21 protein-coding genes are annotated in these 18,913 nt (G+C 63.5%); 12 read left to right on the forward strand and 9 right to left on the reverse strand.

Annotated elements, in window-relative coordinates; translation table 11 throughout:
• Positions 1 to 7 precede the first annotated feature (7 nt).
• Genes AC1M7R_RS21255 through AC1M7R_RS21270 form a run of 4 tightly spaced genes read right to left on the reverse strand, consistent with a single transcriptional unit; the run spans position 8 to position 3,597 of the window.
• A complete protein-coding gene (locus AC1M7R_RS21255) occupies positions 8 to 760 on the reverse strand; it encodes an N-formylglutamate amidohydrolase (RefSeq protein ID WP_072388805.1) in 753 nt (250 codons plus the stop codon).
• Entirely contained in the window at positions 744 to 2,096 is a 1,353-nt protein-coding gene (locus tag AC1M7R_RS21260; protein ID WP_072388803.1) for a type I glutamate--ammonia ligase, read from the reverse strand. Before AC1M7R_RS21260 ends, AC1M7R_RS21255 begins: the two co-directional genes overlap by 17 nt.
• On the reverse strand, positions 2,093 to 2,737 hold the full coding sequence (locus AC1M7R_RS21265; protein ID WP_072388801.1) for a cysteine hydrolase family protein: 645 nt from the start codon (positions 2,735 to 2,737) through the stop codon (positions 2,093 to 2,095). The genes AC1M7R_RS21260 and AC1M7R_RS21265 overlap by 4 nt, the downstream gene beginning before the upstream one ends.
• Before the next feature lie 2 nt (positions 2,738 to 2,739).
• Entirely contained in the window at positions 2,740 to 3,597 is an 858-nt protein-coding gene (locus tag AC1M7R_RS21270) for a MurR/RpiR family transcriptional regulator (RefSeq protein WP_072388799.1), read from the reverse strand.
• A 298-nt stretch (positions 3,598 to 3,895) separates the two neighbouring features.
• Here AC1M7R_RS21270 and AC1M7R_RS21275 point away from each other — a divergent pair, with 298 nt between their 5' ends.
• The 3 genes from AC1M7R_RS21275 (at position 3,896) to AC1M7R_RS21285 (ending at position 5,849) form a co-directional block, all read left to right on the forward strand.
• Positions 3,896 to 4,468: a histidine phosphatase family protein gene (locus AC1M7R_RS21275; protein ID WP_072388797.1), complete on the forward strand. Its 573-nt coding sequence runs from the start codon at positions 3,896 to 3,898 to the stop codon at positions 4,466 to 4,468.
• 2 nt (positions 4,469 to 4,470) lie between these two features.
• Complete coding sequence (gene cobF / locus AC1M7R_RS21280) at positions 4,471 to 5,226, forward strand: precorrin-6A synthase (deacetylating) (protein ID WP_072388795.1); 756 nt, start codon at positions 4,471 to 4,473, stop codon at positions 5,224 to 5,226.
• 368 nt (positions 5,227 to 5,594) lie between these two features.
• Entirely contained in the window at positions 5,595 to 5,849 is a 255-nt protein-coding gene (locus AC1M7R_RS21285) for a hypothetical protein (RefSeq protein WP_076407210.1), read from the forward strand.
• Positions 5,850 to 5,980: 131 nt separating this feature from the next.
• Here the strand turns inward: AC1M7R_RS21285 and ftrA are convergent, their stop codons facing one another.
• On the reverse strand, positions 5,981 to 6,940 hold the full coding sequence (gene ftrA / locus AC1M7R_RS21290) for a transcriptional regulator FtrA (RefSeq protein WP_072388791.1): 960 nt from the start codon (positions 6,938 to 6,940) through the stop codon (positions 5,981 to 5,983).
• A gap of 96 nt (positions 6,941 to 7,036) precedes the next feature.
• On the opposite strand from ftrA, the gene AC1M7R_RS21295 reads away from it, so the two are divergent.
• The 4 genes from AC1M7R_RS21295 to AC1M7R_RS21310 all read left to right on the forward strand — a co-directional run bounded on the left by AC1M7R_RS21295 (position 7,037) and on the right by AC1M7R_RS21310 (position 10,448).
• The gene (locus AC1M7R_RS21295; protein ID WP_072430409.1) at positions 7,037 to 7,471 is read left to right on the forward strand and encodes a rhodanese-like domain-containing protein; all 435 of its coding nucleotides are present in this window, start codon (positions 7,037 to 7,039) and stop codon (positions 7,469 to 7,471) included.
• Positions 7,472 to 7,719: 248 nt separating this feature from the next.
• A complete protein-coding gene (locus AC1M7R_RS21300) occupies positions 7,720 to 8,499 on the forward strand; it encodes an ABC transporter substrate-binding protein (protein ID WP_072388787.1) in 780 nt (259 codons plus the stop codon).
• Positions 8,500 to 8,556: 57 nt separating this feature from the next.
• The gene (locus tag AC1M7R_RS21305) at positions 8,557 to 9,669 is read left to right on the forward strand and encodes a succinylglutamate desuccinylase/aspartoacylase family protein (RefSeq protein WP_490609898.1); all 1,113 of its coding nucleotides are present in this window, start codon (positions 8,557 to 8,559) and stop codon (positions 9,667 to 9,669) included.
• A 65-nt stretch (positions 9,670 to 9,734) separates the two neighbouring features.
• Positions 9,735 to 10,448 (forward strand): alpha/beta hydrolase, encoded by a 714-nt coding sequence (locus AC1M7R_RS21310; RefSeq protein WP_072430411.1) that lies wholly within the window; start codon positions 9,735 to 9,737, stop codon positions 10,446 to 10,448.
• A 107-nt stretch (positions 10,449 to 10,555) separates the two neighbouring features.
• Here the strand turns inward: AC1M7R_RS21310 and AC1M7R_RS21315 are convergent, their stop codons facing one another.
• On the reverse strand, positions 10,556 to 11,143 hold the full coding sequence (locus tag AC1M7R_RS21315) for a DcrB/PsbP domain-containing protein (protein ID WP_271905042.1): 588 nt from the start codon (positions 11,141 to 11,143) through the stop codon (positions 10,556 to 10,558).
• A gap of 101 nt (positions 11,144 to 11,244) precedes the next feature.
• Positions 11,245 to 11,529, reverse strand: a complete 285-nt coding sequence (locus AC1M7R_RS21320) for a hypothetical protein (RefSeq protein WP_490609899.1) — start codon at positions 11,527 to 11,529, stop codon at positions 11,245 to 11,247.
• A gap of 157 nt (positions 11,530 to 11,686) precedes the next feature.
• Between AC1M7R_RS21320 and selD the strand changes: the two genes are divergently transcribed.
• A complete protein-coding gene (gene selD / locus AC1M7R_RS21325; RefSeq protein ID WP_072388779.1) occupies positions 11,687 to 12,721 on the forward strand; it encodes a selenide, water dikinase SelD in 1,035 nt (344 codons plus the stop codon).
• The gene (gene mnmH / locus AC1M7R_RS21330; RefSeq protein WP_072388777.1) at positions 12,721 to 13,824 is read left to right on the forward strand and encodes a tRNA 2-selenouridine(34) synthase MnmH; all 1,104 of its coding nucleotides are present in this window, start codon (positions 12,721 to 12,723) and stop codon (positions 13,822 to 13,824) included. Before selD ends, mnmH begins: the two co-directional genes overlap by 1 nt.
• Before the next feature lie 116 nt (positions 13,825 to 13,940).
• Here mnmH and AC1M7R_RS21335 read toward each other — a convergent pair whose 3' ends face one another.
• Together AC1M7R_RS21335 and AC1M7R_RS21340 are read right to left on the reverse strand one after the other, a co-directional pair.
• Positions 13,941 to 14,993 carry a permease gene (locus AC1M7R_RS21335; RefSeq protein WP_490609900.1) on the reverse strand — a complete coding sequence of 351 codons (1,053 nt, stop codon included), beginning with the start codon at positions 14,991 to 14,993 and terminating at the stop codon, positions 13,941 to 13,943.
• 90 nt (positions 14,994 to 15,083) lie between these two features.
• Positions 15,084 to 15,758 (reverse strand): histidine phosphatase family protein, encoded by a 675-nt coding sequence (locus AC1M7R_RS21340; RefSeq protein WP_072388773.1) that lies wholly within the window; start codon positions 15,756 to 15,758, stop codon positions 15,084 to 15,086.
• 357 nt (positions 15,759 to 16,115) lie between these two features.
• On the opposite strand from AC1M7R_RS21340, the gene AC1M7R_RS21345 reads away from it, so the two are divergent.
• From AC1M7R_RS21345 to AC1M7R_RS21355, 3 genes are all read left to right on the forward strand, one after another.
• Positions 16,116 to 16,814: a glutathione binding-like protein gene (locus AC1M7R_RS21345; RefSeq protein WP_072430567.1), complete on the forward strand. Its 699-nt coding sequence runs from the start codon at positions 16,116 to 16,118 to the stop codon at positions 16,812 to 16,814.
• Between the two features lie 8 nt (positions 16,815 to 16,822).
• Entirely contained in the window at positions 16,823 to 17,668 is an 846-nt protein-coding gene (locus AC1M7R_RS21350; protein ID WP_072388770.1) for a PhzF family phenazine biosynthesis protein, read from the forward strand.
• A 160-nt stretch (positions 17,669 to 17,828) separates the two neighbouring features.
• A complete protein-coding gene (locus AC1M7R_RS21355) occupies positions 17,829 to 18,911 on the forward strand; it encodes a DUF1615 domain-containing protein (protein WP_165887616.1) in 1,083 nt (360 codons plus the stop codon).
• Positions 18,912 to 18,913 lie beyond the last annotated feature (2 nt).

Consider the following 18,913-nt stretch of genomic DNA (forward strand, 5'->3'; position numbering starts at 1 on the left):
CTGTTTTCTACAGCAACGGCGCCAGGCAGGCGCTCCAGGCCCGTACTTCTTCGGGGCTGCGCAGCAAATCGTTGCGGACCTCGATCAGCACCGAATCCAGGCCGCGTCCATCGCCATGCACAGGAACCGTCATGTCGCTCAAGGGGCTGACCCGATAGGGCTGGTTCCCCGCCACCCGCAGCGAATGCCGGCTCAGCCCGTCGACGATGCGCTGGGCGTAGTCCGCCGCTTCTGCAAACAGCACGCCGGCTTCAAGACTGCGGGGCTGACCGTAGAACACCGGGGTGAAGCTGTGGATGCCCACCACCCGTACCGGTCGCTGGTCGGCCAGGCGCTGGTCGATCAACGAGCGCAACCGGTCATGGAACGGGTGGAACAGGCACTGCTGGCGGTAGGCACGCGTGGCCTCGTCCAGGGACTGGTTGCCGGGAATCTGGTAGATCTCGCTCTGGGCTGGAATGCTGTCCGGCACGTGCAGCGGGCGGTTCAGGTCGATCAGCAGCCGTGAATAGTTGGCCGACAGCAAGGTTGCGCCGAGGGTCTCGGACAGGCATTCGGCCAGTGCCAGGGCACCAATGTCCCAGGCAATGTGTTCCTGGGCGGCCGTTTCATCCAGGCCCAGGTCGTTCAACGCCCCGGGGATGAACCGACTGGCGTGTTCGCACACCAGGATCAGTGGGTGCTCGGCGTTCTCCCGAAGCAACCGGTAGGCTGGCTCGGTGTACAGGCCCGATTCGGCACACTCAATAGATTCGCGCATAGTGCTCACAACGCTCGGCAGGTGACAGCGCCTGGGTCAAGGCCAGCTCCTCGGCCTTCAAGGCGAAGTAGGTTTCGACCAGCGGGCCGGGCAGGGCTTCGAGCAGCGCCCCGCTGTTACGCAGGCAATCCAGGGCCTGGGCCAGGTCGGTCGGCAGGGCGATAATGCCACGACTGCGGCGCTGTTCCTCAGTCAAATCGTCGGGTATTTCATCGGTGACGGCATTGAGTGCCAACCCTTGTTCGATACCCAGCCTCCCGGCGATCAATAACCCCGCCATCGCCAGGTGCGGCGAGGCCGTGGCGTCCATGGCACGGAACTCCAGGTTGTACTGGTTGGCGACCGGCCTGGCTCCCAGGCTGACGGTCGGGCAGATCCGCAGGGCCGCTTCGCGGTTGCGCTGTCCCAGGCACGCGTAGGAAGCGCTCCAGTGGTGCGGTTGCAAGCGTTCGTAGGACACCGGGGTCGGCGCGGTCAAGGCGCACAGGGCCGGCAGGTAATGCAGCACCCCGGCCGCCCAGTGTCGACCGAGGCTGGAAAGACCGTTGGCGCTGGCAGCGTCATGGAGCACCGGCTCGCCGTCCAGATCTTGCAGGCTCAGGTGCAGGTGCACGCCGTTGCACACGGCATCGGCCGACGTCTTGGGGGCGAAGCTCACCGCCAGGTCCATCTGCCGGGCGATTTCCCGGGTAATCTCCCGTACGTTCACGGCGCGGTCGGCCGCGGCGACGCCAAGGGCGGGGCGGCAGGTTATTTCGTACTGATGCTTGCCGTATTCGGGCAGGAACATCTCCGGTTCGACACCACCGGCCCGCAATGCGCCGAGCAACCATCCGGCGAACCCGGCCTGCTGGCGCTGGGCCTGGAGGCTGAAGGCCAGGCGATCGGGTTGGGGCTGGGAGGTGTCCAGCCTGAATTCATGTTCGAACGCGGCCAGTACCTGCAGGCCGAGCTCGGCCCGGTAGCGTTCCACTTCGTCGCGCAACAGCGTGCGCGGGCAAGCGGACCAGGGGCGACCGTCGGTTTCCCGCAGGTCGCAATGGATGTAGTCCAGCGCCGGCGCCTGGGCGTCGGGCCCCTGGTCGACGGTTACCCGGCTAGGCAGGTCCGGAATCAGTCGCAGATCGCCATAAGCGCCCCACGGATTGACCGATGCGATGATGTCCTGGGGGGTCAGCGCACTGTTGGCCGGCACCCAGCCGCAACCGGCGGTGACGTAGTGGGGCAGCTCATCGCTGGGGAACGAGCGGCCTCGGGTCACGCCGATCAGGTCGGTGCTGACCAGCGTGGTGACGGGAAGCTGTGCCAGGGGCGCTGCGCGGTCGAGACGGCTCACGGCTGCATCTCCTGCAAGCGGCCGAGCACGGTGTCGGTGTCGGCGATCCAGCAGTAGCCTTTGATCGCATTCAGGCAGGCCAGGTGGCGTTGTTCGGTGTAGGTGGCGCAGGCATCCTCCACCAGGGTGACCAGGTAGCCACGGTCGGCGGCGTCGCGTACGGCCATGTCGACACACTGGTCGGTGACGATGCCGGCGACGATCAGGTGCCGGGTCTGCAGGTTGCGCAGTACGTAGTCGATGTTGGTGGAGTTGAACACGCCCGAAGACGTCTTGGGCAAGACGATCTCGTTTTCCAGTGGGGCAAGCTCGGCGATGATCTGTGCCTCGGGGCTGCCCTTGGGCAAGTGCATGTCCGATAACTTGTGGTCCAGGGAGCGGTCGCGACCGTCGGCGGTGAGGCTTTCGATGTGGGTATGCAGTACGTTCTGCCCCGCCGCCCGCAGCCCCTGGAGCAGACGCTGCTGGTTGGGAATCACCCGTTCGCGGGCGCGACGGATGAAATAGTCTGCCTCGGGGGTGTCCAGGTGGGCATCGAATTGCGGTTCCAGCCAGGCCCGTTGCATATCCACCAGCAGCAAGGCGGTGTGGTCGCGGGTGAACGGCAGGTCCCTGGGTGAGCGGTGGGGGAGCGAGAACATCCTTATTTTTCCTCCAACAGGTGCGTGTTGAACTCTGCGCGCAGGGCATCGATGCCTTCCAGGCGTTCGGCCAGCGCCGGGCACTGCAGGGTCAGGCAGGCGACCAGCGCCTCGACCTGGGCCAGGGCCGGCACGAGGCTGTCGAAGGCCGAGACCGACGACTCCACCGGCGCGCTGATGATCAGGTCGGCCAGTTCGCGCAAGGGCGAAGTGTAGATATCGCTGAACAGCACGACCCGGGCATGACGTTCCTTGGCCGCGCTGGCCACGCGCAAGGCCTGGGCCTGGTAGCGACGATAATCGAAGATCAACACCACGTCCTGGCGTTGCACATCGAACAGCCGGTCAGGCAACTGGGCGTTGTCCTCGAGGGAAAAACAGCCGGCACGAAGCAGGCGCAGGTGAGTGAGCAGGTAGTGGGCCAGGAAGCTGCTGAAGCGTCCGCCGAAGCAATGCACCTGATGCCGGCTGTCCAGCAGCCACTGCACCAGGATGCGTACGTCTTCGGGTTGGGTCAGAGCCTGGGTTTCAACCAGAATCTGGTGGCTGGCCGCCAGGTACTGGCTCCAGGTATCGCCCTGTTGCAGTTTGGCCCGGGGTTGCAGCAGCGTGCGGGGGGAGCGCAGGCGATGGTCCATGTCCACCAGCAGCGCATCCTGGAATTCGGCATAACCGCCGAACCCGAGTTTTTTCACCAGCCGCACGATGGTCGGGTCGCTCACGCCGGCATGGTCGGCCAGACGCGACATCGGGCCCAGGCCGTTGCGTGGATAATGATCGAGCAGGGCACGTACGACCTTGCGTTCCGACGGCGTCAATACCAGGCCGGGATCGGTAATAAGGTCTCTGAGGGGAGGCATCCGTGCTCCTTGCGTGGATGGGTGTTGGATTTCTTACATAAGTCCTGAAAATAGTATTTATGTAGCGGGAGCTACATGTCCAGCGGTTTTTACGTTCCGTTTAAAATGCTCGAAAATGGTGCGAAAACGCCGTAGGACGGGGCCTCGCGCTGGTTTCAGCTGGAGTGTCAGCCAAAGCTTTTTTTCGTGTCCGAAATAACGCCTTTTTGGTTCGGATATTTGATTTCATATAAGGTGCCGAACACACAGACGGCCCAGCATGGCCTTTCCCGACTATCCCGATTGCGTGAGAACCTGCATGCAAGCCACCCGCCTGACCTTGATCTGCCATGGGCGCACCGCCGCCCAGAAACGCGGGTGCTTCGCGACCGACGAGCCGCTGGACGCCGCCTGGCTGGACAGGCGTCCGGAGGCGGGCAGCGGGTATGAACATGTCCGGCAACTGCTCTGCGCACCGGAACTGCGCGCCCGCCAGACAGCCGCGCTGTATGGAGCGCAGTTCCGGGTGGTCGAGGCCCTGGCCGACTGTGACCTGGGTCGATGGCGCGGGCTGTCGGTCGACGCGTTGCTCAAGGCAGAGCCGGAACGCCTGCAGGGCTGGCTGGACGATCCCGATGCCGCGCCCCATGGCGGTGAGTCGGTCACTCGGTTGTGTCGCCGTGTCGCAGACTGGCTCGCCAGCCTGGAAGAGGAGCCGGGACACCTGCTGGCTGTCACCCATCCGTTCGTGATCCGCGCGGCCCTGGTGAATGTACTGCACTGTCCGGCATCGGCGTTCAACCGTATCGACATCGAACCGTTGTCCGCCCTGGAGTTGCGTTTCAACGGGGTCTGGCGATTACGCACCCTGACCCCTGGGCAGGAGTCCTGAGCATGAAGAAGTTATCAGTCATCGGCATCGGGGCCGGCGATCCGGATTACCTGACGATGCAGGCGGTGAAAGCCCTGAACCGGGTCGACGTGTTCTTTCTCATGGACAAAGGGGCCGACAAGCAAAAGCTGATGGATCTGCGGCATGAAATCTGTAGGCGTTACATCGTGGATCGCACGTATCGTTTCGTCGAAGCCTACAGTCCTGAACGCCAACGCGACGACCGGGACTACCTGGACAGTGTCGAACAACTCAACCGTGCCAAGCAGGCGACTTTCGAAAGACTGATCGACGAAGAACTGTCCGATGGGCAGTGTGGCGGGTTCCTGGTATGGGGCGACCCGGGGTTGTACGACAGCACGGTTCGTATCCTGCAGGCGATTCTCGATACGGGGCGTTGCGATTTCGAATTCGAGGTCATTCCCGGGATCACCAGTGTCCAGGCCCTGGCTGCGCGACACAAGGTTCCCTTGAACAGCATTGGCGGATCGCTGGAGATCACCACCGGACGCCGGTTGGCGTCGGGGCAGGCGGGACAGGCGAGCAGCAGGGTGGTGATGCTCGATGCCGAGGATGCGTATCGCCAGGTGAACGATCCGGACGTGTACATCTATTGGGGCGCCTATGTGGGCACACCGGACGAAATCCTCATCGCCGGTCGGCTGGGGGAGGTGGCCGACGATATCGAGCGCACCCGCAAGGCTGCGCGGCAGGCCAATGGCTGGATCATGGACACCTACCTGCTGCGCAAACCTTGAGGCGGGTTCGTGGAAAGTCCCTGCCCGAGGGCGAAACCGACCGATAGGCCTGGATCCGCCTGAGCCATCCACCGCGCCGCGCTCATCTTGGCCAGCAGGCTTGTGTCGGACGGGACAGTCGTCACCGGCGCGGCAATGCCGGAACAGCCCGCCGCCAGGTAGAAACCCGAAAACCCGTCCACGTAGCCTCCCCAGGTCTCCGCCACTTCAATGTCCGCCAGGGTCGGGAAGCGCATCCTGACTCGCTTGAGGATCTCGGCGACGGCGTCCGGCCTGGCCTCGGGATCGAGGACACGAATGTGCTCGAACGCCGTGGGTTTATCCGAGCCCCAGCCGCCAGTCCTTCCGGACCGTGGAAGGATTTGCCGATGCCGACATCCATGGCGCCCAGACGCTTCATGAACATCGGCAGGAAGGCTTTCCCCGCGCTGCGTACCCGCCCGGCTCCGAATATCGGTGAGGTGATCTACATGCCGGACTTCGCACTGACCCGTCGCCTCGATGGCAGCTATACGATGGCTATCAGTGGCAAGGCACGGCTCGAAATCATCCCCCAGGGCCTGCGCTACGCTGCGCAACTGTCTCGTTCTTGCCTCATGCAATCGCAGGAAAGATCGTGTTGATGGCGAGTCACGGCACAATCTGCCGCAGCCTCCAACAGCCGCAATCATCCTGTCGCCGACGTGCCGGGCCCAGCGGGTCGGCACTCGTCACGAAGGGCAGGGACAGCGGTTACATGGCCAGGCCCGGACGATCATCCGCGCCCGAACCGCTCCCGGTAGACCGAAGGCGCCACTCCGACGACGCTGCGAAACGCCACGCGAAAACTCTCCACCGAGCGGTAGCCGCACAGCTGTGCGATGTTGTCGGTGGTGTCTTCGGTGCTTTCCAGCAATTCGCGGGCTCGTGCCAGGCGTTCATGTTGCAACCACGCCTTGGGTGACTGGCCGCAGGCCTGGGTGAAGTGGCGCAGGAAGGTCCGTTCGCTCATGGCCGCCTGGCTGGCCAGTTCGCGTACGCCCAAGGGTTCGTGGAGGCGCTCGCGGGCCCACTGCATGATGCCCGACAGGTCGCCGCGCGGCGTGCGGCTGACCGGCGAGGGGATGAACTGTGCCTGGCCGCCGGTGCGTTGGGGGGACATGACCAGGCGGCGCGCCACCGCATTGGCGATCTGGGCGCCGAAATCCCGTGCCACCAGGTGCAGGCAGGCATCGATGCCGGCCGCGCTGCCCGCCGAGGTGATGACCTGGCCCGAATCCACGTACAGCACGTCCGGGTCCACCAGGACGGCGGGAAAACTCTCGGCCAGTTCATCGGTGTAGCGCCAGTGGGTCGTGGCGCCCAATCCGTCCAGCAATCCCGCCGCCGCCAGTACGAACACCCCGGAGCAGATCGACAGCAGGCGCGCGCCTCGTGCATGTGCCTTGCGCAAGGCGTCGAGCAACGCCTCGGACGGCGGCTCGCTGCGACTGCGCCAACCCGGCACGACGATGGTCCGGGCTGCCTCGAGCAACTCCATGCCGCCATCGGCCAGGACCTGGAAGCCGCCCAGGGCCCGCATCGGACCGTCATCGACGGCAACGATCCGGTGTTCGTACCAGGGAAAATCGAACTCGGGCCTGCCCAGGCCGAAGATCTCGATGGCAATGCCGAATTCAAATGTGCAGAGGCCGTCGTAGGCAAGGATGGCCACCAGACCGGGATTGGGATGCATTTGGCGGAAAATTCCCACAGAGTGTCTTGTACGCCACTGTAGCGGTAAGCTGCAGGCGGATAAAGTCTCTCTAAGCCCTCTACTGGAGTACCTGCGATGACCAGCCTGGTTAGTGAAGTGCCTGCTGCCCCATCCGACGTTGCCCTGCAGCATTTCAGCCGTCGCCTGACCTTCGAAACGGATTGTTCCGACGTGCATGCCAGCCAGCAGGCCGGCAAGGTGGATTTTGTGCTGGTGGATGTACGTGGCCCCCTGGCCTTCGAGCGCGGGCATGTACCCGGGGCGATCAACCTTCCGACTCGTTCCATCACTGCCCAGGCGCTGGCGGCGTATCCGCAAGACACATTGTTCGTGGTGTATTGCGCGGGCCCGCATTGCAACGGCGCCAACAAGGCAGCGGTCCGCCTGGCGACCCTGGGCTATCCGGTCAAGGAAATGATCGGCGGCATCATGGGCTGGCTCGATGAAGGTTTCCGCCTGACCGGTTCGGTGGAGCGGGTGGCGGAAACGGCGATTGGCTGCGATTGCTGACGCTGGGAGCCATGGTGAGGGAGCCATTTCCTTGCCAGGGCGCCTGTAGGTTGTTTCGTAAACCCCGGGGCCTTCCAACAGGTCCGGGGCTTTCTGTAATTATTTGTCGCTTCGACATAATTCCCCGCCTGTGTGCCCCTCTAGACTGCCGGCCTCTTCGGTTTTTGCCGACCTGATGCTGTGGCCGGCCATGCCGTCGAAACTGCCAATTCCGTCAAAAAATAAAATCAGCGCACGCAGGAGAAAGAATGAAGAAGCTAGCGATGTTCGGTGCCCTGGCACTGTCCGTATTGTCCCTGTCGGCCGTAGCCGAAGACGCCAAGCCGATCCGACTCGGGATCGAAGCCGGCTACCCACCCTTTTCGATGAAGACGGCCGACGGCAAGCTGGCGGGCTTCGATGTGGATATCGGCGATGCGTTGTGCGAGCAGATGAAGGTCAAGTGCATCTGGGTCGAGCAGGAGTTCGACGGCCTGATCCCGGCGCTCAAGGTGAAGAAGATCGACGCGGTGCTGTCGTCGATGACCATCACCGACGACCGCAAGAAGAATGTCGACTTCACCATCAAGTACTACCATACCCCGGCGCGCTTCGTGATGAAGGAAGGCTCCGAGGTCAAGGACCCGCTGACCGAGCTCAAGGGCAAGAAAGTCGGTGTGCTGCGCGCCAGCACCCATGATCGTTTCGCCACTGACGTACTGGTGCCCGCGGGCATCAACCTGGTGCGCTACACCTCCCAGCAGGAAGCCAACCTGGACATGGTGGCCGGGCGCCTCGACGCCATGCTGGCCGACTCGGTCAACCTCGACGAAGGTTTCCTGAAGACCGATGCCGGCAAAGGCTTCGCCTTCGTGGGCCCGACCTACGAGGATCCCAAGTACTTCGGTGGCGGTGCCGGTATTGCGGTGCGCAAGGGTGACAAGGCCCTGGCCGAGAAATTCAACGCCGCCATCACCGAGATCCGTGCCAACGGCACATACAAGAAGGTGCAGGACAAGTACTTCGCCTTCGATGTGTACGGCCATTAATCGTAGAGACACCATGGTGGCCACCGTCGACCGGTGAGCCACCTTTCTGGAGATTTCATGCAACGCATCGACCATACCCTGCCCTGGAGCCACCTGGGCACCGAGCGCCGGCTCAGTGTGTTTCGTTATGGCCATGGTCCGCGCAAGGCCTACATCCAGGCCAGCCTGCACGCCGACGAGCTGCCCGGCATGCGTACGGCCTGGGAGCTGAAGCAGCGGCTCAACGAACTCGAGGCCCAGGGGCTGCTCAAGGGCGTGGTCGAGCTGGTGCCGGCGGCCAACCCCATAGGCCTGGACCAGCATCTGCAAAGCGCCCACATGGGCCGTTTCGAGTTGGGCAGCGGCAAGAATTTCAATCGCTCCTTCGTGGAGCTCAGTGCCCCGGTGGCACAACGCATCGGTGATCGCCTGGGCGACGATCCGGCTGCCAACATCACTCTGATCCGCCAGACCATGTTGCAAGTCCTGGATGAACTGCCGACGCCTCCTTCGCAACTCGAGGCGTTGCATCGCCTGTTGTTGCGCCATGCCTGCGACGCCGATATCACCCTGGACCTGCATTGCGATTTCGAGGCGGCGATTCACCTCTACGCCTTGCCGCAACACTGGCCGCAATGGCGCTCGCTGGCGGCCCGGTTGAAGGCCGGGGTGGCGCTGTTGTGCGAGGATTCCGGTGGCAGCTCGTTCGACGAGTCCTGTTCGACCCCCTGGCTGCGCCTGGCCAAGGCGTATCCCGACGCCGCGATTCCGGCGGCCAACCTGGCAACCACGCTGGAACTGGGCGGCATGGGCGATACCCGAGTGGAGCAGGCGCGGGCCAATTGCGAAGCCATTCTCGGTTTCCTGGCTGAGCAAGGCTTCATCGGTGGCGACTGGCCGCCCGCGCCGGAGCAGTGCTGCGAAGGGTTTCCGTTCGAAGGCACCGAGTACCTGTTCGCGCCACACCACGGTGTGGTGAGCTTCCTGCGGGAGGCCGGTGAATGGGTGGAGCGGGGCGATCCGTTGTTCGAGGTGGTCGATCCGTTGACTGATCGGGTTTCCACGGTACGGGCCGGTACCTGTGGCGTGCTGTTCGCCCTGGACCGTGGACGCTATACCCAACCGGGTATCTGGCAGGCGAAAGTGGCCGGGCTTGAACCGATTCGCACCGGCAAACTGATCAACGACTGATAAGTGCTGTCTACCTCACCGCGCGGTCGTTGCCGCGCGGCTATCGAAACGATGGAGGAAGATCGATGCTCAAAGCCCTCGCCCTGTTGTTGCTGCTGCCTGCCATGGTCCAGGCGCAACCCTCGTTGCACACGGACCTGCCCCTCAATTACCTGGCTCATGTCGATGAGCAGGCCAGGGATCGGCCTCTGGTGATCTTCCTGCACGGTTCCGGCAGCAACGAACAGGACCTGTTCGAGCTCAAGGACGAGTTGCCCGGGGACTACAACTACCTCTCGGTCCGCGCTCCGAAAGTCATGGAGCCTGGCCACTACCAGTGGTTTGCGAAGAAAGGCGAGGGCGCCTACGAGGGCGATTCGTCGGACTTGAAGGCCAGCGGCCAGATGCTGCTGGATTTCATCGCCAAGGCTCGGGCCAAGTATCGCACCGACGCCAGCAAAGTCTACCTGGTGGGCTTCAGCCAGGGCGCTATGATGAGCTACGAAGTCGCCCTGCGGCATCCCGAGGCCGTCGGCGGCATTGCCGCGATGGGCGGCAGGGTACTTTCCGGATTGCGGACCGAATTGACCCCCGATGAGTCGCGACGGGCATTGGCTGTGTTCATCGGCCATGGCACGGCCGACCCGATCATTCCCTACCATGACGGTACCGAGGCCGACACCTTCCTCAAGACCCTGGCCCTGGAGCCCGAATTCCACGCCTACCCAGGCGTTGGCCACACGATCAGCGCCCTGGAGGTGCAGGACCTGCGGGCCTGGCTGGAGCGCCTCAATCCCTGAGCGCCCCTGGCTGAATCCTGGCGCCATGGGGCGCTTCGCTCCAGAGACGATCGCACGAAAGCCCCGGTCCCCATGGCCTCGATGCTGGTCGAGGCCAGGGCGATAACTCATTTCCCGGCGACGATCTGCTTGACCAGTGCCTCATGGCCGGCCTTGTCCCTGGCCCGGGAGATGATCTGCACCACGGCCATGCGTGTGCCGGAGGCGGCCAGCAAGGTGGTATCCAGGGTCGGTCCGCCGCCCTGGGTGGCACTGGTATCGAGCTGGCGCAGGCCGAGGCCGGTGCCTTTGCGGGTCAGGCTTTTTTCGCCCAGGACCTTGACATCGGGCAGGGCCTTGGTGCGCTGGGCGGCGAAATCGGCCATGGTCCTGTCGAGGAATGGCCCATCGTCGTCCTTCACGTTCGCACCGTCGAGAATAGTGTTTTCGGCCGTGATCACTACGGTCTTGCTGGTGGCATTGCTATACATCGTCCCCGTGGCCCCGGCGGTGCCCTGGGCGGCCTCCCCGGCGGGCAGCGGTGTCGCCGCGAATCCCTTGGGCAGGGTGAAGGCAAATTTCCCGCCCAGCATCGAGACTTTCCGCACGGGCAGGTCTCCAGGGTCCTTGGGCGAGGCCGAGTGGGCCGGCAATGCCATCAGGCTGGCCAGGACCGTCAGCAGCAGGGCGCTTGCGTGTTTATTCAGCAACGACATCGAAACTCTCCGCAGGGAGGCGTGTTTGAACGCCGATCATCCCACGGGCGTCGCTCCGGACTCCAGCGTCGGACAGGGTCTTTACAGCGAGACTGCCCGCTTCAGTCAGGTTCGACATCCAGCTGCAGGCAGTCATCGGCCAGGCGTTCGGTGCGTCGGACAATACCGCTGACCTTTCGACCTTCGGCACTGAACACGACGATCTGGGCCTTTTCCAGGTCCTCGGGCAGGGGCGGTTGCACGCGCAATGCGAACCATGGCGGCTCGGCGTCATCGAGGCGTTTGACGTCGAAACGGCAATGAACGCTCTTGGTCTCGCGGCCAAACAAGGTGTCCAGACCGTAGTCCAGGTGTGTGCCGTGGTCGGTTGCAGGGGGCAGGGACATCGCAATCTCCTGGCTGAATGCGCGACTGATGTTCAAGTGATTCCGGGCATCGATGAAAATTCCATCGGTAAGGCCCGATGGATGCGCCATCGGCGTGAGCACCGAAGCATCGGCGTTGCTGTAGAATCGCCCATCTTGACTGACAAGAGGTATGCCCATGAGCGAGCCTATTCGCCTGACCCAGTACAGCCACGGCGCCGGTTGCGGTTGCAAGATTTCGCCCCAGGTGCTGGAAGTGATCCTGGCCGGCAGCGGCGCGCAGAACCTCGACCCCCGGCTGTGGGTCGGCAATGCCTCCCGGGACGATGCAGCGGTCTACGCCATCGACGAGGAGCGCGGGGTGGTATCGACCACCGACTTTTTCATGCCGATTGTCGACGATCCGTTCGATTTCGGCCGCATCGCCGCCACCAATGCCATCAGCGATATCTACGCCATGGGCGGTGATCCGTTGATGGCGATCGCCATTCTCGGCTGGCCAGTCAACGTGCTGGCCCCGGAGATTGCCCGGGAAGTGATTCGCGGCGGTCGTTCGGTCTGTGACGAGGCGGGAATCCCATTGGCAGGCGGTCATTCCATCGACGCGCCCGAGCCGATCTTCGGCCTTGCCGTCACCGGCCTGGTGAGCAAGCGCCACATGAAGCGCAACGACACCGCCACCGCTGGCTGCCTGCTCTACCTGACCAAGCCCCTGGGCATCGGCATCCTCACCACGGCGGAAAAGAAGGGCAAGTTGCGGGCCGCCGACGTGGGCCTGGCCCGTGACTGGATGTGCACCCTCAACAAGCCCGGCAGCCGCTTCGGCAAGCTCGACGGCGTCATGGCGATGACCGACGTCACCGGTTTCGGCCTGCTCGGACATCTGGTGGAAATGGCTGACGGCAGCGGGCTGACGGCGCGCATCCGCTATGACGCGGTACCGCGTCTGCCAGGCGTCGAATACTACCTGGACCAGGGCTGCGTGCCGGGTGGCACGCTGCGCAACTATGACAGTTACGCCAGCAAGATCGGTCGACTCCAGGAGTTGCACAAGCGAGTCTTGTGCGATCCGCAGACCAGCGGCGGATTGCTGATCGCCGTCACCCCGGAGGGGAACGAGTCCTTCCTGGCCATGGCCGCAGAGCTGGGCCTGGCACTGGAGCCGATTGGGGAACTGGTGGAACGACAGACAAACGCGGTCGAGGTGTCCTGATGTCCAGTGACATTACCGATTACCGCGATATCTTCCTCAACGACCGGCCAATGATGGATACCCGCGCGCCCATCGAATTCCACAAAGGCGCGTTCCCCGGCGTGGTCAATCTGCCGCTGATGACGGACAACGAACGCCAGCGTGTCGGTACCTGCTACAAGCAGCAGGGCCAGCAGGCGGCCATTGTGCTGGGGCATCAATTGGTCAGCGGCGAGATCAAGGCGCAACGCATCGAGGCCTGGGCGGCGTTCGCCCGGGCTCACCCGGACGGCCTGCTGTACTGCTTTCGTGGTGGGTTGCGCTCGCAGATCGTCCAGCAATGGCTCAAGGACGAAGCGGGTATCGAGTATCCCAGGGTCGGCGGTGGCTACAAGGCCATGCGTACCTTCCTGCTGGACACCGTCGAGCAGGCGGTTGCCGAATGCGACCTGGTATTGCTGGGGGGCATGACCGGCACCGGCAAGACCGAAGTGCTGAACCAGCTGGGCAACGGCCTGGACCTGGAAGGCTACGCCAATCACCGGGGTTCCAGCTTCGGCAAACGGGCTACCGGACAGCCTTCGAACATCGATTTCGAGAACCGCCTGGCGGTGGATGTGCTGAAAAAACGTGCCGCCGGTATTGGCCAGTTCGTGGTGGAAGATGAAAGCCGCATGGTGGGCAGTTGTGCCTTGCCGCTGCCTTTGTACCAGCGCATGCAGCAGGTTCCCATGGTCTGGCTCGAAGACAGCGTGGAGCGGCGGGTCGAGCGGATCCTGCGCGATTACGTCGTCGACTTGAGCGCCGAGTTTGTCGCCGTGCATGGCGAAGAAGGGTTTGCGTTGTTTTCCGAGCGCTTGCTGGCGAGCCTGGACAACATCCACAAGCGCCTGGGTGGCGATCGCCATCGTCGCTTGATGGCGATCATGGAAGCAGCCCTGGCCGAGCAGGCCGATAGCGGTGCCGTCGACCTGCATCGCGGCTGGATCGAAGGCTTGCTGCGTGAGTACTACGACCCGATGTACGTGTTCCAGCGGGAGAAGAAGGGCGGGCGGATCGAGTTTTCCGGGGAGCAGGCGGCGGTGCTGGAATATCTGCGTGAGCGGGCGTCCCGCCAGGGCTGAGCTCGGCGGAGGATGCGTTCAAGCCATCCGGCATGAATGACAACCCTCTCCCGGAACGACTGTGAGGGCAGGCAAACCGGCCCTCACAGTCATTGCGCAGTGCAGTGCGGGGCCGGTTAGAGCAACACCGCCCCGATCAGCCCGAAGACAATGCCCACCAGTATGGTCAGCAGCGCCACAGTCACCAGCACGCGGGCGTCGAAGTCCTTGCGCAGCATCAGCAGCGACGGCAGGCTGATGCTCGGCAGGGTCATCAGCAATGCCACGGCCGGGCCGGTGCCCATGCCCAGGGACATCATCGTCTGGACGATAGGGATTTCCGCCGCGGTCGGGATCACGAACAAGGTGCCGACAATGGCCAGCGGTACCAGCCACACCAGGCTGTCGGCCATGGCGCCGTCGACATGGGGGAACAGCCAGACCCGCGCCGCGCCCAATACCAGCACCGCCAGCACATAGATCGGAATGGTGCTCCAGAACAACTGCCACAGGGTCCGGGCCCAGCGGAGCATGAAGGGTTGGGCATCGATCGTGCGGGCCTCGGCCACCGCTTCCACGGCGGCTTCGGGCAGGACTTCAGGCCGTGCGATGCTCTGGGCCACCATCGACACGCCAAACACCAGGACGATGCCCGCCACGAGGCGCAGGGCCGTGAAGCCCCAGCCCAGCACGAAGCCCATGAAGACCAGGGTGGCAGGGTTGAGCACCGGGTTGCCGATCCAGAAAGCCAGCGCCGCGCCCACCGAGACGTTCTGCCGGCGCATGCTGGCCGCTACCGGTGCGGCGCAGCATGAGCACATCATGCCGGGCAGGGCGAACAGCCCGCCGCGCAAGGTCGAGGCGAAGCCGGCCTGGCCGAACAGGCGCAACAGCCAGTCACGGGGAATCAGGACCTGCAGCAGGGAACCGAGGATCACCGCCAGTACCGCCGCTTTCCAGATGGCCAGGAAATACACCTTGGCGTAGGCGAGGGCGGCCATCAGTGGCGCGGTCTGGGCGTCGTTGAGGATGGAGTTGCCGATGTTGTGGCTGTCGGCGGCGACGAACGCCTTCAGGTAATAAGGCGACCACTTGACGTAGTAGAGGCCGACGCAGGCCACCAGCAGGAACAGGGCGGGTTTCCACCAGAACGACCAGCTCCGGTCGGGGGCGGCAGAGATTGGAGACATGAAGAGAGTCCGGTGAGTTGGAAAGTGGGCGCATCATACCTCAGCGTGCCCATTTCGTGATCGGCCCGGTTTGCAGGAAATGCCGGCAGGTCAGGTGGGACAGGTCTTCTGCCCGTTATCCAGGCCCTGCTTGTAGCTGCGGCTGGACAGGCTCGCCTTGCCGTTGTGCCAGGTCAGGGTCAGCACGTACAACGAATCGAAGTCCCCTGACGCCCAGTCGTCGGTAATGGTGTGCTTCCTGCCCATGGCCTTGGCGGCCACCTTGTTGATCAGTTCCGGCAGATAGCCATGGGACCAGGCGGTGTAGATCGTTGCGTTGTGGTATTTGTCGGCCATCAGCTCGCTCGCCAGGTCACTGGTGTCGTTGGCCGAATAGTCGATGTTGACGGGTAGCCCGAGCTTGATGGCGCTGGGGCTGATGGTCATCAGCGGCCGAATGTAGCTATAGGAATGATCTAGCTCACCTTCTTCGACGTTGCGGGTGGGATTGGCGGCGAACACGTAGTCGGCCTCGCCGAACCTTTCCGGCAACAGAGTCGCCAGGTCAATGGCGCGATTGAGACCCTGGCAGTTGAGTTGGCCCAGGCCGCCAGCGGGCTTCTCGGCGTGGCGCAGGAATACCAGAGTCTGGACCCCATCGGCCGGCTGGGCGCTGCTGACGCTGGACTCCAGCGACAGCGCCAGGCCGCAGGTGACCAGCAGTGTCGGCAACAGCAGCCATGGGCGGCGTTTGAAATGCCGGGCGAAACGCGAGGGACGGGTCATCGGATCATGGTCCTGGGCTGTCTCGAATCGGGTTGCGAACCGGGCTGACAAACCCTGGCAACGCAGAAGCCTGGGGCCTGCGTTGTTTTTCCCTGTCGTACATACCCGCTTCGAATCCTCCGGGCATTGCTCAGAGTCTCCTCGAACCCTTTGGTTCGATAGCGCCGCGGCATCTTCCTTGAGATTGGGGCAAACGTTAGCGACAGGATGTTGCGGATATAAGAAGAACCGATGTGATTCCCATGACGCGCCCATCTGGCCCGCGACTGAGGGAGTCGACCAAGGAACGATTCGCTGATGCCTGCCGAACCATCCTGAATTATGCTCCAGCATTTGCCATTCGTTGCGGAGCGCCCCATGCCCAACCTGACCCCATTCCCCATCACCCGGAAATGGCCCCCCCAGTACCCGGAGTGGATCCAGCTCTATTCCCTGCCTACCCCCAACGGCGTCAAGGTCTCCATCATGCTGGAGGAGATCGGCCTGCCCTACGAACCCCACAAGGTGGACTTTGGCAACAACGATCAGTTGTCCGCGGAGTTCCTTTCTCTGAACCCCAACAACAAGATCCCGGCGATCCTCGACCCCCATGGGCCGGGAGACCAGCCCTTGGCGTTGTTCGAGTCCGGGGCGATCCTGATTTACCTGGCGGACAAAAGTGGCCAGTTGCTGGCCCACGAATCGGCCGCACGCTATGAGACGATCCAGTGGCTGATGTTCCAGATGGGCGGGATCGGGCCGATGTTCGGCCAGTTGGGTTTCTTCAACAAGTTCGCCGGCAAGGACTATGAGGACAAGCGGCCTCGCGACCGTTATGTCGAGGAAAGCAAGCGCCTGCTCAAGGTGCTCGACGGTCGCCTGCAAGGGCGGGACTGGATCATGGGCGAGCGCTACACCATCGCCGACATCGCGACGTTTCCATGGGTGCGTAACCTGATCGGGTTCTATGAGGCCGGCGACCTGGTGGGGATCCGGAATTTCCCCAATGTAACGCGGGTACTGGAGCGCTTCCTGGCGCGGCCGGCCGTGGTGCGCGGCCTGAAGATCCCAGAGTGACCCTCTCGATGACGCGCCGATTCGATTTCAAGCAGCTGGATGTCTTCAGCGAAGTGCCGCTCAAGGGCAACCCGCTGGCCGTGGTGCTGGGGGGCGATGGACTCAGCGATGAGCAGATGATCGCCTTTGCCAACTGGACCAACCTCAGCGAAACCACCTTTGTGCTGGCTCCACGGCATCCGGCGGCGGATTACCGGTTGCGTATCTTCAGCACCTCCACCGAATTGCCCTTTGCCGGCCATCCGACCCTGGGCAGTTGCCATGCCTGGCTGCAGGCCGGAGGCGTACCGAAAGGGCAGGAGATCCTGCAAGAGTGCGGCGTCGGCCTGGTCAGGATTCGCCGCAGTGAACACGGCCTGGCGTTCCTGGCGCCGCCCTTGCTCAGGTCCGGCCCGCTGGACGCCGATATGCTCGAGCGGGTGCGCAACGGGCTTGGCTTGACGGCCGACGCCATTGTCGACGCGCAGTGGGTCGACAATGGCGCCGGTTGGCTGGCCCTGATGCTCAAGGACCGACGACAGGTCTTGGCGCTCAAGCCGGATTACCACCAATTGCTGGACCTGGCCGTGGGGGTCATCGCGCCTTGGGACCGGGCCGTGGACGGCGACGCTGCGCAATTCGAAGTGCGTGGTTTCATCGCCGGCGACGGCATGCCGGAGGACCCGGCCACCGGCAGCCTGAACGCCGGCCTTGCCCAGTGGATGCTGGGAAAGGGGCTGGCACCTTCGTCCTATGTGGTCAGCCAGGGCTTGACCATGGGCCGGGCCGGCCGGATCCATGTGGAACAGGTGGGCGAGGAGGTCTGGATCGGCGGCGCGGTGGTGACCTGCATCGAAGGGTCGTTGACCTTGTGAGCGGTACAGTGATGAACATCGGCAAGCCGGTTGGCGCGGGCTCTTGCGTGAGGTCGGCGGCCCATGGGGGGCCGGTGTCGAACGATAGGGCACTTTCGCGCAAAAGCTCACTCCCAAGGATGTCGAACCGTCGTCGGTATCATGAATCCGTTGGAGCTTTATGCAATTCAATCGTTGGTTGATCGGCCTTTGCGCAGCGTTGGCCCTGGTCGGTTGCGGCAGTCGCCAGCCGCAGGAACCTGAACGTCAGCCCGCCGAGGTCAAGGCACAGATCGTGCGGTTGTTGCCGGCCCGGCTCGCGGATCGCGAAGGTTGGGCCACGGACATCTACGTTGCGTTCGCGGCGCAGCGGATCGCTCCCACCAGGCAGAATATCTGCGCGGTGCTGGCGGTGACCGAACAAGAGTCCACTTTCCAGGCCGAGCCGCCGGTGCCAGGGTTGGGCAAGATAGCCCGGCAGGAAATCGACCGTCGCGCGGCGAAGCTGCACATCCCGGGGGTGCTGGTCAGCGCCGCGCTCCAGGTGCGCTCGCCCAACGGCAAAAGCTACAGCGACCGGCTCAATGGGGCGCGCAATGAAAAGGAGCTGAGCGGGATTTTCGATGATTTCATCGGCATGGTGCCGCTGGGCAAGACGCTGTTCGATGGATTCAACCCGGTACACACCGGTGGGCCGATGCAGGTCAGTATCGCCTTCGCCCAGGCCAATGCCCGGGATTATCCCTACGCGGTGGAAGGCTCGATTCGTCGGGAAGTGTTCAGCCGTCGTGGCGGGATGTATTTCGGTATCGCCCATCTGCTGGGGTACCCGGTGAGCTACACCGAGCCGCTGTATCGGTTCGCCGACTTCAATGCCGGTTGGTATGCCAGCCGCAACGCGGCGTTCCAGCACGCGGTGAGTCGTGCTTCGGGCATTCCCCTGGCGCTCGACGGTGACCTGATCCTGCATGATTCGATCATGCCTGGCAGCACGGAGCTGGCCGTGCGCACACTCGCAAAGTCGTTGGGGATGCGCAATCCGACGATCCGCGATCAACTGGAGCTGGGCGACAGTCTGGTGTTCGAAGACAGCAAGCTTTACAAGAGGGTGTTCGAGCTGGCTGAGAAGGCCGAGGGTAAACCGCTGCCCCGGGCGGTCCTGCCGGGCATCGTACTCAAGAGCCCGAAGATCACGCGCAAGCTGACCACGGCGTGGTTCGCCAAGCGGGTGGATGAGCGTTACCGGCGGTGCATGGCGCGCTAGTG

The sequence above is a fragment of the Pseudomonas sp. MS01C9 genome, from assembly GCF_058202755.1.

What these genes read in the sequence shown, in the direction of transcription:
- AC1M7R_RS21310 (WP_072430411.1), top strand. Translation starts at nt 9,735, where the DNA reads ATGCTCAAAGCCCTCGCCCTGTTGTTGCTGCTGCCTGCCATGGTCCAG.
- AC1M7R_RS21265 (WP_072388801.1), bottom strand. Translation starts at nt 2,737, where the DNA reads ATGTTCTCGCTCCCCCACCGCTCACCCAGGGACCTGCCGTTCACCCGC.
- selD (WP_072388779.1), top strand. Translation starts at nt 11,687, where the DNA reads ATGAGCGAGCCTATTCGCCTGACCCAGTACAGCCACGGCGCCGGTTGC.
- cobF (WP_072388795.1), top strand. Translation starts at nt 4,471, where the DNA reads ATGAAGAAGTTATCAGTCATCGGCATCGGGGCCGGCGATCCGGATTAC.
- AC1M7R_RS21355 (WP_165887616.1), top strand. Translation starts at nt 17,829, where the DNA reads ATGCAATTCAATCGTTGGTTGATCGGCCTTTGCGCAGCGTTGGCCCTG.
- AC1M7R_RS21295 (WP_072430409.1), top strand. Translation starts at nt 7,037, where the DNA reads ATGACCAGCCTGGTTAGTGAAGTGCCTGCTGCCCCATCCGACGTTGCC.
- AC1M7R_RS21305 (WP_490609898.1), top strand. Translation starts at nt 8,557, where the DNA reads ATGCAACGCATCGACCATACCCTGCCCTGGAGCCACCTGGGCACCGAG.
- AC1M7R_RS21335 (WP_490609900.1), bottom strand. Translation starts at nt 14,993, where the DNA reads ATGTCTCCAATCTCTGCCGCCCCCGACCGGAGCTGGTCGTTCTGGTGG.
- AC1M7R_RS21255 (WP_072388805.1), bottom strand. Translation starts at nt 760, where the DNA reads ATGCGCGAATCTATTGAGTGTGCCGAATCGGGCCTGTACACCGAGCCA.
- AC1M7R_RS21345 (WP_072430567.1), top strand. Translation starts at nt 16,116, where the DNA reads ATGCCCAACCTGACCCCATTCCCCATCACCCGGAAATGGCCCCCCCAG.
- AC1M7R_RS21350 (WP_072388770.1), top strand. Translation starts at nt 16,823, where the DNA reads ATGACGCGCCGATTCGATTTCAAGCAGCTGGATGTCTTCAGCGAAGTG.
- AC1M7R_RS21285 (WP_076407210.1), top strand. Translation starts at nt 5,595, where the DNA reads ATGCCGACATCCATGGCGCCCAGACGCTTCATGAACATCGGCAGGAAG.
- ftrA (WP_072388791.1), bottom strand. Translation starts at nt 6,940, where the DNA reads ATGCATCCCAATCCCGGTCTGGTGGCCATCCTTGCCTACGACGGCCTC.
- AC1M7R_RS21300 (WP_072388787.1), top strand. Translation starts at nt 7,720, where the DNA reads ATGAAGAAGCTAGCGATGTTCGGTGCCCTGGCACTGTCCGTATTGTCC.
- AC1M7R_RS21340 (WP_072388773.1), bottom strand. Translation starts at nt 15,758, where the DNA reads ATGACCCGTCCCTCGCGTTTCGCCCGGCATTTCAAACGCCGCCCATGG.
- AC1M7R_RS21270 (WP_072388799.1), bottom strand. Translation starts at nt 3,597, where the DNA reads ATGCCTCCCCTCAGAGACCTTATTACCGATCCCGGCCTGGTATTGACG.
- mnmH (WP_072388777.1), top strand. Translation starts at nt 12,721, where the DNA reads ATGTCCAGTGACATTACCGATTACCGCGATATCTTCCTCAACGACCGG.
- AC1M7R_RS21275 (WP_072388797.1), top strand. Translation starts at nt 3,896, where the DNA reads ATGCAAGCCACCCGCCTGACCTTGATCTGCCATGGGCGCACCGCCGCC.
- AC1M7R_RS21320 (WP_490609899.1), bottom strand. Translation starts at nt 11,529, where the DNA reads ATGTCCCTGCCCCCTGCAACCGACCACGGCACACACCTGGACTACGGT.
- AC1M7R_RS21315 (WP_271905042.1), bottom strand. Translation starts at nt 11,143, where the DNA reads ATGTCGTTGCTGAATAAACACGCAAGCGCCCTGCTGCTGACGGTCCTG.